This window comes from Mucilaginibacter sp. (genome assembly GCF_039935595.1).
Lineage (GTDB): Bacteria > Bacteroidota > Bacteroidia > Sphingobacteriales > Sphingobacteriaceae > Mucilaginibacter.
In genome coordinates this window covers 1-10,859 of the sequence record NZ_JBDTJZ010000045.1, presented here as the reverse complement: position 1 = coordinate 10,859, position 10,859 = coordinate 1, and the positions used below count along the sequence as shown (strand labels likewise).

Genomic DNA, 10,859 nt, shown 5'->3' with positions numbered 1-10,859 from the left:
ACTAAACGATTTTCAACTCCTTATTCCTTCTAAAAATAGACAGCAAAATACCTATAACCATAATAATAGTACCCGACCAAAGGAAATTAATATACGGGAACTGTATGGCCCGCATAACTATCCACTTGCGTGCGCTTTCGGGTTTTTGGTAAACTGTTATCTCTATTTTGGTTTTTGACGGATCATTTTTATCAGGGATGATCTTTGAGAAGCGAAACTTTAAACCGGCATCATCAACGGTATTTGAAAAATCAAACACGTTTTTATTTCTAATTAAATAATAAGGCTCGGATGCATAAGTTTTGCCATTAGAAACTACTTGTAATTTAGCGCCAATGGCTACATCCTTATCAGTAATAGGGATTTTGGGTAAGGTGTCCACCTTAGTTACCGCGGTCAACACAGCATAACCGGCTCTAAACGGAATAGAGTCGCCAACTGCTACTGTATAGGCAACCGGGGCCTCATAATTTTTATCGTCGTCAGCCTCATCATGACTACCTGATGCTGCCTGCTGACCTTCATTATAAGTTATAGCGTTTGACATATTTACGTGTGTATATAGGTCACTAAACAAGTAATGCTTGGTATCTGGCGATGATACCAGGCCCATTTTAGGGTTGGCCTGCGCATTAGGCTTTAGTATAAAATGTTCAGTTATTTTACCGTCCTTATCAACAACTTTATAATCAACTTTAAAATAATGGTTTGGAGATGATATAGAATCGCCAATATAAGTTACTGTATATTTACCCATTTGCACGGGTGTATTTTTATACATCATAATGTTTTCGCGAGGATTATTCTTAGCCGCAACAAAATCAGTGCTGAACTGCTCGCCGGTGGTATTCTCTGAAATAACCTTACTTGTACCTGCTGATACCAATGCCCCTGCCATAATTAATCCAAAGCCTATATGCGCCACTGCCGACCCAACTAATTTTGATTTGCCTTTTATAGCATCGGCAAATACTTTTCCGTTGGCCAGAATGGAATAAACCGCTCCAAGCATTATCAATATAAATATAAATTGCAGCTTGTAAATTCCTGTTACGTAAACTATCACCGCGGTTATTACAGCAGCAAGTACCAGGTATATTAATGAGGTAATAAAAAACCGGGAAACATCGGTTTTTTTGTACTTCATAAACTGGGTAACCCCGGTTAAAAGTGTAACTACCACCGCAAACGATGCTTGTATAGTATTGTAATGCTTAATAGGATCAGCAGGTGGTGCTAATTTTGTACCAAACATGGCGTTCCAAACAGGTATAGAAGTTACCACCACCAGATGAAAGCATGATAAGGCTAAAAATATTGCCCCAACAAACATCCAAAACTCGCGCGAGTAGGTCTCTTCGTCTTTTTTGCTGGTAGGCAGTTCTTTCCATCGTATAGCCATTACGGTAATGGCCAAAACCAGGAATAGTACAACATCAGCCACCAGGTGCCAAAACATACCGGCATCAGTAAAAGCGTGAACAGATGTTTCTCCCAAAATACCGCTACGTGTAAGGAAAGATGCATATAGTACCAATACAAAGCTTACCAGTACCAAAATTGTAGCTGTTATGTAAGAGTGCCCCGTGTTTTTAAAAATGATCATCACGTGTAACGCTCCAACTAATACCAACCACGGAATAATAGAAGCATTTTCTACAGGATCCCAGGCCCAGAAACCACCAAAGGTCAACGACTCGTACGCCCAAAACGAACCCATTATAATACCGGTACCTAATACCATCACCGCAAACAATGCGTATGATATGGCAGGCTGCACCCATTCTTTATAACGCTTTTGCCATAAACCGGCAATAGCATAAGCAAAAGGCACTACCATTGATGCAAAGCCTAAAAATAAGGTGGGCGGATGTATCACCATCCAATAGTTTTGCAGCAAGGGGTTCATGCCATTACCGTCCGTAATATAGGTAAGGTAGTTATGGTAAGTTTCGGCGTTGGCGGCAAAAATGGGTACGGTTTCTTTCAAGTTGATAGCCTCGCGCAGCAAAATAAATGGTGATGTCCCTATACGTTCGCCAAATATATTTACGCCTATAAGCATACTTGCCAATAGTGTTTGCGATAAAGAGATTACCGTCATAACCGGGTTTTCCCATGATTTAGCGCGCCAAATTAATATACTGCCTAAAACACCCTGCCAAAAGGCCCAAAGCCAAAAGCTTCCTTCCTGGCCATCCCAAAAGCTGGATATGATATAGTACACCGGCAAATCAACTGATGAGTGCTGCCAGGCATAATAGTATTCAAAAAGGTGATTTAAAATAATGTAGAATAGGCACGCACCAATACCAATAACCGAGAATGTATTGGTTAAATAGCCAATGCGCCCCAGCCGTTTCCACGAAGTATCAAACTTATTGGTGGTAGCAAAATAATAGCTAATGGTTGCCAGCAAAGCCGAGCCAAATGCCAAAACTATAAAGAACTGGCCTAACTGACCCGGTAAAAGGTGTTCGCCTTTAAAAGCTGTATCCATTAAAATATATTATATGCTGGCCTGTTTAGCCTTAAACTCTGTAATTTCTACTTGATCTTTGGTGTATTTTGATGGGCATTTCATCAAAATTGATGAGGCATGAAATTCATCCCCTTTCATTTGGCCGGTTAATACAATTTGTTCTGACCGTTCAAAATCCTGTGGTTTAGTGCCGGTAAATACCACTTTGCACTCCTGACCCTTATTATCCTTCATAAAAAAAGAAAAATAGTTAGCATCTTTTGTTGCATCGTAAAACCGTTCCTTTTGTAGATCCAGGTGGCCAACTACGTGCAATTCGCTGTTGGTACTTTTGGCATCAGTAAATGAGCCATAGGTGCTTGAGTTGGCATATACACTTATTATGACCGCTATTGCTATCGCAATAACTACAAGGCCAAAAATTGAACTTTTCTTCATTGGTGGTTTATTTCCTTATTTATCGGATTACAAAAATACAAAACGTATAGTTAATAATGTTTATTACTAACGATATATATTATTTAGAATTATTATTGATTATTTACCTGATTATAGTAATAGACGAAGCCTTGGTAACCTTAGTATGGTAATAGTCGTCAGTCCCTTCAAATATCCAGTAATAAGTACCTGATGGTAATTGCTGCGACCCCATATTACCGTTCCAATAATTTGTTGCCGATCTGGTGGTAAATACTCTTTGCCCATACCTGTTAAATATATTTAAACTACTTAAAGTTATATATCCGTCCAGTTTAATTGAAAAATTATCATTTATGCCATCTCCATTAGGTGTAAATGCGTTTGGTGCAGTAATAGTATAAGGTGGCGGCGGATCAACCACAACTTTAACCGGCACTACAACAGAGCACGGTGTACCGCTGGTTGCTTTTATATAATAGGTGCCGGTAACGTTTATATTTTGATCCATGGCTACAGTAGCAGCCGCATCTTTAAAATAAGAATAAGTGTTACCTGTAACATGAGTGAATGTGGTTGAGAGGTCGACCATTGTAGGATATTGAACTCTTGAGGGGTCGACAACTGTTATATCGGGGCTACTTATTACAACCTCAACAGGTTGTATATCAGTACAACCACCTGCATTTGTGCCCCTTATATAATAGGTTCCTGACTTTAAAACCGCATCAGGGTTGGGCAAATAAACTAACCCGGCTGGATCTGTATAATAAGTGTATTGCATGTTACTACTACTGCCGGCAGTAACGCTTGAAGCTTTTAAATTAACGCCGGTACCCGGGCACCCAAGCACCTGTTTAGCAACCACTAAATTAAAAGGCTCTGCAAGTTTTTCAAGGGTGATGTATAAATAATCAATACAACCCAACTCGGGGTAAGGAATAACCTCCAGGGTGTATTTTTGCTGATCTACCGCCGGTATTGTTATACTTTGTCCATGAACACCGGGTTGATTTAAGTCGCCATTCTTGTACCATATATAATCAGCAAATCCTGTAGGGCCGTTAAGTGTGGTTTGTGTTTGGTTTGAACAAAATATATTGCCGCTTATTGGCTTTAAGCTTAATTGTTCATCAATATCTAAATAAGCATAGCCCGAGTGCACCGTCTGTTGACAATCTTCGGCAGTAAATTCCAGTCTGATTTTTTTTCCTGCATAACTTTTAAGATCAATCATTGCAGTTGACCAATCTTTATAATAAATAGGGCCAGGAACGGTAAAACCACCATTAGGAGTAGGCATAGGTGGTTTTCTAATATCAGATAATTTAAAGCCGGGTAAAGTTGATGAAGCAGAGAAATCAAATGAGGGACATGACACCTCTGTATTATCAGTCACATCAAACACCTTAGCGGTAAATAGTGGCTGTATGCTTTTTGGATGTCCGCCGTCTTCTAACACAACGGCATAATTAAAAACTATACTATAAGTGTCAACATTCGCGGGAACTATAAAAGTATAGCTAACTCGTTGCATTTGTCCACCGGCAAGGTCATTACCTAGTTTTATAGAATAATTACTCCCATTAGGGCAAAGCACCGGAAAATGTCCGTACTTATCTAATTGATTTCTTGAATTGGTATCGATCAAGGTGTGTCTGTTGTATGTGGGGCCACCACCAGGATACATAACATCGCCAGCTGGACTTCGTTTACCAACAGAACATTCCCATCCATCGAAATTGCCTTTTTCAAAACCAATATTCGGCGGTAACTGCGCAAAAGATGCGGTAGCTATAAAAAGTAAAAAGCCAAATCCTATTTTAAAAATCAATTTCATTTTTGAATTTTTAAAGATATAGGTTTGGCTTTATATATAGATTTTTTAATTTTTTATGGCCAGATACCCAAATTTTGGTAGGACACAGCTATTTTGTTTATTACAGCAACCAAAGCGGCTGTACGTAAGCTATCTATAGCGGGGTTACTTTTGTATATCTCTCTTATCTCGTGGTACGAGCGTATCATGGTATCTTCCAAGCCAGAGTTTACTAACTCCAGCTCTGATGCGCCCTTAACAATTACCGAACGCTGCATTGGCGATAACGCTATACCTGTAATACCTTCAACCATATTTACCAGGTTAAGGTTATTGTTTTCTTCAAAGCGCCTGCTTATGCGTCCAAATGCAACGTGCGATAAATTTTTAAGCCACTCAAAATAAGATACAGTTACACCACCGGCATTAGCGTATAAATCAGGGATAATTAAGCCGCCATTTTTATAAAATATAGCTTCGGCTTCCGGACTTGTTGGCCCGTTGGCGCCTTCGGCAATAATTTTAGCCTTGATGTTTTTAACATTGTTTAGTGTTATCTGATTCTCTAAAGCTGCAGGTACCAGTATATCGCATGGCTGCTCAATACCTTCAGCCGAAGTGAGATCTGTAGCACCGGCAAATCCTAAAATTGAACCTGTAGCTTTTCGGTGCTGAAATACCGCCTCAATGTCAAGACCATCAGTATTATAAATAGCACCTTCCATTTCGCTTATTCCTACTATTATACCGCCAAACTCCGAAAGAAATTTTGCGGAATAGTAGCCCACATTACCTAAACCCTGTACAATTATTTTCTTATTTAGTATACCGGTTGTAAGCCCCAGCTTTTGCATATCCTCAACAACACTTACGCATTCGCGCACGGCAATGGCTACACCGCGGCCGGTGGCCTCTCTCCTGCCCGCAATTCCGTGTAGTGCAATGGGCTTACCTGTTACAGCACCCATAGCATCCAATTGGCCCGGATTCATGGTAGCATAAGTATCGGCAATCCAACCCATTTCACGCTCGCCCGACCCATAATCTGGCGCGGGTACGTCAATACTTGGGCCAATAAAGTTTTTCTTAATTAATTCGACCGTATACCTGCGGGTAATATTTTCAAGTTCCTGAACGGTATAGTTTTTAGGATTTATCTTTATACCGCCTTTTGCACCTCCAAATGGCACATTAACTATAGCGCATTTATAGGTCATTAAAGCAGCAAGCGCCATAACCTCGTCTTCATTAACCATCTCGCTATATCGTATACCGCCTTTAGTGGGCGACTGGTGGTGCGAGTGTTCAACGCGCCAGGCATCTATCACCTCAAAGCCATTACCTCTGCGTATAGGGAAACGGAAACGATAAACGCTATTGCATGATTTTATTTGGTCTAATAACCCCGCATCGTGTTTGGTGAATTTAGCCGCGTGGTCAAAGTTTTTGCATACATCACTAAAAAAATGTGTGGGTTGTTCGGCAGCGAAAATATTTGTAGACATAGCGTTGTGTTAAAATGTAATATCCTTAATAAACGGCGCAAATTTGATGTAAATTTTATCAACATCATAATTTATGTCGCCCGTATACCAGATACCATTAGTAACAACAGTATTAATACTATGTTTAATCAACATAGCATTAAATTATCGGTTATTTTTCCTTTTCAATTTTTTTTAGTCGCCTATCTATTGAAAAGAGATAAAAAGCCAAACCAATAAAAATAATAGCTATTACTACTACTACAACATATATTTTTCCTGAACTGCGCAATGCGTCATCCATTTCTGGAGATTGTGCATATATATTGGTAGTATAACCTAATAATAACGATAGTAATATTGATAGATGTTTCATTTAGTTTATGTCGTTGCTTTTATATTCAATTAACCGGATACGGTACCGCAATGTAGCTATCCATAAGGCTATAAAGCTCCAACCCAACATGGCCGGATAAAATGAGATGCGCATGGTATTATCTAAATCGCTGCCGCCAAATCCAGGATTTCCGCCATTACCCGGATGTAAAGAGTCTGTTAAACGTGGCAATACAAATATTACTACCACCATAATGGGGAAAGCAAAAATGTTATAGATGGCCGAAATTTTGGCTCTTTTCTGTTCTTCATCAATAGCATTACGCATAACCAAGTATGCAGCATATAATAAAAACCCTATAGCAGCACTGTTTTGCTTTGGGTCTCCGCTCCAATACTCGCCCCAGGTATATTTGGCCCAAAACATGCCTGTTACTAAACCCAATGTATAAAAAAGCAGGCCGCTATTCACACATTCAACAGCAGCCAGGTCATCTTCTTGCCTATTAAATCGTAAATACCTGACACTAAAGTACACCGAAATTACGAATACCGTAAGCATCCCCATCCACATAGGCACATGGAAATACAGGTTACGTATGGTTTCGTTAACGATATATTTTTTGGGTACAGCAACTAACAAGCCGGTAATAAGCGATGAAAGAACCAGCAAAACTGCTATTACTTTCCACCAGGTTTGATAAATGAATTTCATAATTTATATATGGCAAATGTACTAATTTACTTGATTTATGATAGGTATAACTTTATTGAATTGCTGCAGGCAATGCCGCCTGTTTGGCCCCACCCTGCTCTGCAGCCGGCACATAATCAACCGGTAATAATGTTGACAGGCGCGATTTTGACCAGGTGCCTTCATATAACGGCCCATCGGCTACAATAATTCCGTTCATATCAAAAAAAGCTACCGGCTCCTTACTTAAAAAAGATAGTATCGTTGTTTCGTAATTAGGCATCGTTAATGGGCGGTAAACATCTTTAAAATAAGTTTCTTCGCGCTTTTTAGTATAAATAACATATAGGCAATTAGGAAATGTTATGGCGTATATACCCGGTGTTTCAGTCTTCCTGAGTATTTCCTCCGGCAAATATTTAACAGTACTTATATCCTGCATATAGAAACGGGAAAGGTTTTGCATATCTGTCCAATATCGCACCGTGTCGATAATTAAATTATAGGATCGTGAGTTGGATTCGGCCCTTAATTTATCCAGGTGTTTTTGAATTACCTCTTCGGGTGGGCGGTTGGGATTTAAAGTGCGCCTTAACTGATATATTTCAAAACCATCTTCGTCCAGTTTGTTTTTGTACAATGACCTGTAAAAATGCATTGCCGAGCCATAATAAGCTTCGTCGCGCTTTATTTGCCATTTTTTCTTTTGAGATGCTTTGCCTGGTAGCTCTTCAAAAAGCCGTTGGCCTGAGTATGATATAATACCGGATATATGGTCGCTTTTAAAATCCTTAACCAAAAACTTAACCCGGTAGCCCAGTGCACGGTTTTCAACTACTAAAAATTCATCGGCATAGGCCTCCAGCACTTTTTTACTTTTATGGGTAGTAAAATTTAAAACATCCGGGTTAATAACCTCGCAATCTTTAGCATTTTTATCGGTGCCGATAAACTCCTCTTTAAACTGTTCATAGTTTCGCCGCCAGTCGGCCTTGGTAGCTGTGGAGATAACCACCTCTCTTAGCTGAATGGATTGTTGTTTTAACTCAATATCTAACGTTAAAGGTTCATGACCTACCAATAACGTTTTTGTATAGTCTTCATATCCAATAGCGGTAACAACAAGGGTATACTGCCCTGGTCGTACATTATTTAAGGTATAAATACCATTATCTGACGAAACGGTACCAAAGGATGAATTACTTAAAAATACACTCGCGCGCGCTACCGGTGTTTTTGAACCTGATTGTGATACCTTACCGCTAATACTACCAAATTGCGCCCATGATAACAACGGCAACAACAGGTATAGGCAAATTAACTGGAAACGCATGAATAAAATTAAAGGATTTTGTTTGATTGAAAACGAATAATATTAGGTATTAAATTTATTTGGGCAATAATACAGTACATTGTTACATATCAATAAATAATATAAAACTTTTTATAAGCAACGTGTTTAATTAATATAACGTATTGATAAAGTATATTTACTGTATACAATTTTATGCATAGCTTAGTCGTTATAGCAAAAAGTATAATTTTTACTAATTTATTGATAACAAAACCTACTAAAATGAAAAAGTATTTTTCTTTCATGAATCTAAAAACTCTGGGCCTGTTTGTCGGATATTGTTTTTTAATTATATGCTTTTCGGCTTGCACTAAAACCAATGATAGTTCACCCCAAATTACCTATAGTAATATTGCAGGTATTAACGCTACCGAAAGTGGCTTATTCGATTTTTATATTAATAATAGCAGGGCTGGCAATGGCTTAAATCCAGGAGATGTTGTAGGCTATTTTTCAGTACTACCTACAACAAATACTGTTACTTTCAATGTAGCATCAACATCATCATACGTTGCAACTAGCAATTTAGATTGTACTGCGGGTAGTTTTTATAGTGCTTTTTTAGGAGATGGCGGCTCCATTGTAACGGCAGAGGATGACAGAACAGCACCACAAACCGGCAAAGCCCGGATACGTTTTGTTAATATGAGCACTTACTTAACCGGACCTATTGATTTTGGCGCTACAGGCGGAAGTAAAATAATAACCGGCATCCCCCCCAAAAGTCCTACTATCTATTTTGAAGTAGATCCTGCTATGACTTCCATATCGGGTTATAATGCAGGCACATCAACGCCTTTGTTTAGTATTCCTGTATCTATGCAAGCTGGCAACGTTTATGTTTTTTATGTAGCGGGTACTACAAATGGTACACTTACGGGTAAATTATTAAAACAATTGTAATACACCAAACTACCCGTCAATATTGCTCTGTAAATTAAAAATTATCTTATAAGTAGTTTTTAAAAACTTTTACAACATAATAGTTGTTTACCTATCTATAAACATCTATTAAAAAAAGTCATGAAAACACTATTTAATTTAAGGAACACTAAGCCTTTATTGGTTATATTGTCAGTATCGGCTCTATTTGCAGTTTGCTTGTCATCATGTAAAAAAGACAACAATAGTGCGGTTGGGGTAACAGCCTATGTTATGGCTGTCAATTCGGCCCAGGCATCATCGCCTCAGGATTTTTATGTTGATAATAATAAACTCAATGAATCAGCCATTGCATACACGCAAAATACAGAATACTTAGCTGTAAACGGTGGTTCGCATAATGTGCAGTTTAAAACTTCAGGTACTACCACTGTAAATGGTACTTCAAGTGCTTCGTTTATGCCAGGCACATACAATTCTATTTATTTCACTGACGATGGCTCGGCCACTACCACACAAGATGACCGCACACAGCCACAATCAGGCAAAGCACGTGTGCGCTTTATTAATGTAAGTTCGGCTGTAACAGGTAATGTTGACTTTGGCCTATCAACCGGTAATAAAATAGTAACTGGTCTTGCCAACAAAGCGGCTTCTACTTATTATGAGGTTGATGCAGCTACATCGTTCTCTCTATATGCATCAGGATCGGCTACTGCAATGCTAAGTATACCTACTACCATACAGGCAGGCCATATTTACACTATTTATATATCTGGTGCTACAACAGCCACACTTACTTATCATATAATAGCTCAAAGCTAATTGCTTAAATAATAAAACCCGCTAAATAATAAATAGCGGGTTTTATTATGCCCATTTCTTTGCATATTTGCTTTACATCATGAAACTTGTAGCAATAGCGGTTTTATTTATTTTGGTTATTATGTATATCAGAACCTTAAAATCTTAATTATTATTTTAAAGGACTATGAAAACAGATTATTCGCAATTAGCAACAAACGACGAGATACGCAATCGCTTTGATAATGATGTGGAACGATTTTCGAATCTTGATACCGGGCAGTTAACTACTATTGATGCTCCCCTTACAATGGAACTTTGCACGGAGGCTGCAAAATATGTAAATCCTAATGCTTCCCAACTGCTGGATATTGGTTGTGGTGCGGGCAATTATACGCTAAAGATGTTAAGCAAGATAAAAAACCTTAACTGCACTTTAAATGATTTGAGTTTACCTATGCTACAAAGAGCAAAGCAGCGCGTATCGGCACAAACTACCGGTACCGTAACTTTATTGCAGAATGATATGCGCAATCTGGATTTACCGTCTGATCATTTTGATATAATTTTGGCCGCGGCCACACTGC

Annotated in this window: 10 protein-coding genes; 3 read left to right on the top strand and 7 right to left on the bottom strand. The window is 38.7% G+C overall.

The window, feature by feature from the left end:
• Position 1: 1 nt before the first annotated feature.
• The 7 genes from ccsA to ABI367_RS02510 form a co-directional block, all read right to left on the bottom strand.
• The gene (gene ccsA, locus ABI367_RS02540; protein WP_462232060.1) at positions 2-2,500 is read right to left on the bottom strand and encodes a cytochrome c biogenesis protein CcsA; all 2,499 of its coding nucleotides are present in this window, start codon (positions 2,498-2,500) and stop codon (positions 2-4) included.
• A 9-nt stretch (positions 2,501-2,509) separates the two neighbouring features.
• The gene (locus ABI367_RS02535; protein ID WP_462232058.1) at positions 2,510-2,920 is read right to left on the bottom strand and encodes a cytochrome c maturation protein CcmE domain-containing protein; all 411 of its coding nucleotides are present in this window, start codon (positions 2,918-2,920) and stop codon (positions 2,510-2,512) included.
• Between the two features lie 103 nt (positions 2,921-3,023).
• Entirely contained in the window at positions 3,024-4,739 is a 1,716-nt protein-coding gene (locus tag ABI367_RS02530; protein ID WP_462232056.1) for a gliding motility-associated C-terminal domain-containing protein, read from the bottom strand.
• A gap of 53 nt (positions 4,740-4,792) precedes the next feature.
• Complete coding sequence (locus tag ABI367_RS02525) at positions 4,793-6,223, bottom strand: Glu/Leu/Phe/Val family dehydrogenase (RefSeq protein ID WP_462232055.1); 1,431 nt, start codon at positions 6,221-6,223, stop codon at positions 4,793-4,795.
• A gap of 151 nt (positions 6,224-6,374) precedes the next feature.
• Entirely contained in the window at positions 6,375-6,578 is a 204-nt protein-coding gene (locus tag ABI367_RS02520) for a CcmD family protein (RefSeq protein ID WP_462232053.1), read from the bottom strand.
• Positions 6,579-7,253, bottom strand: coding sequence for a cytochrome c biogenesis protein (locus ABI367_RS02515; protein ID WP_462232051.1), 675 nt, complete (start codon positions 7,251-7,253; stop codon positions 6,579-6,581).
• 52 nt (positions 7,254-7,305) lie between these two features.
• Entirely contained in the window at positions 7,306-8,565 is a 1,260-nt protein-coding gene (locus ABI367_RS02510; RefSeq protein WP_462232049.1) for a carboxypeptidase-like regulatory domain-containing protein, read from the bottom strand.
• Positions 8,566-8,829: 264 nt separating this feature from the next.
• Between ABI367_RS02510 and ABI367_RS02505 the strand changes: the two genes are divergently transcribed.
• From ABI367_RS02505 to ABI367_RS02495, 3 genes are all read left to right on the top strand, one after another.
• On the top strand, positions 8,830-9,489 hold the full coding sequence (locus tag ABI367_RS02505; RefSeq protein WP_462258005.1) for a DUF4397 domain-containing protein: 660 nt from the start codon (positions 8,830-8,832) through the stop codon (positions 9,487-9,489).
• A gap of 120 nt (positions 9,490-9,609) precedes the next feature.
• On the top strand, positions 9,610-10,293 hold the full coding sequence (locus tag ABI367_RS02500) for a DUF4397 domain-containing protein (protein WP_462232045.1): 684 nt from the start codon (positions 9,610-9,612) through the stop codon (positions 10,291-10,293).
• Positions 10,294-10,459: 166 nt separating this feature from the next.
• A partial coding sequence (locus tag ABI367_RS02495; RefSeq protein ID WP_462232043.1) for a class I SAM-dependent methyltransferase occupies positions 10,460-10,859 on the top strand: 400 nt, incomplete at its 3' end.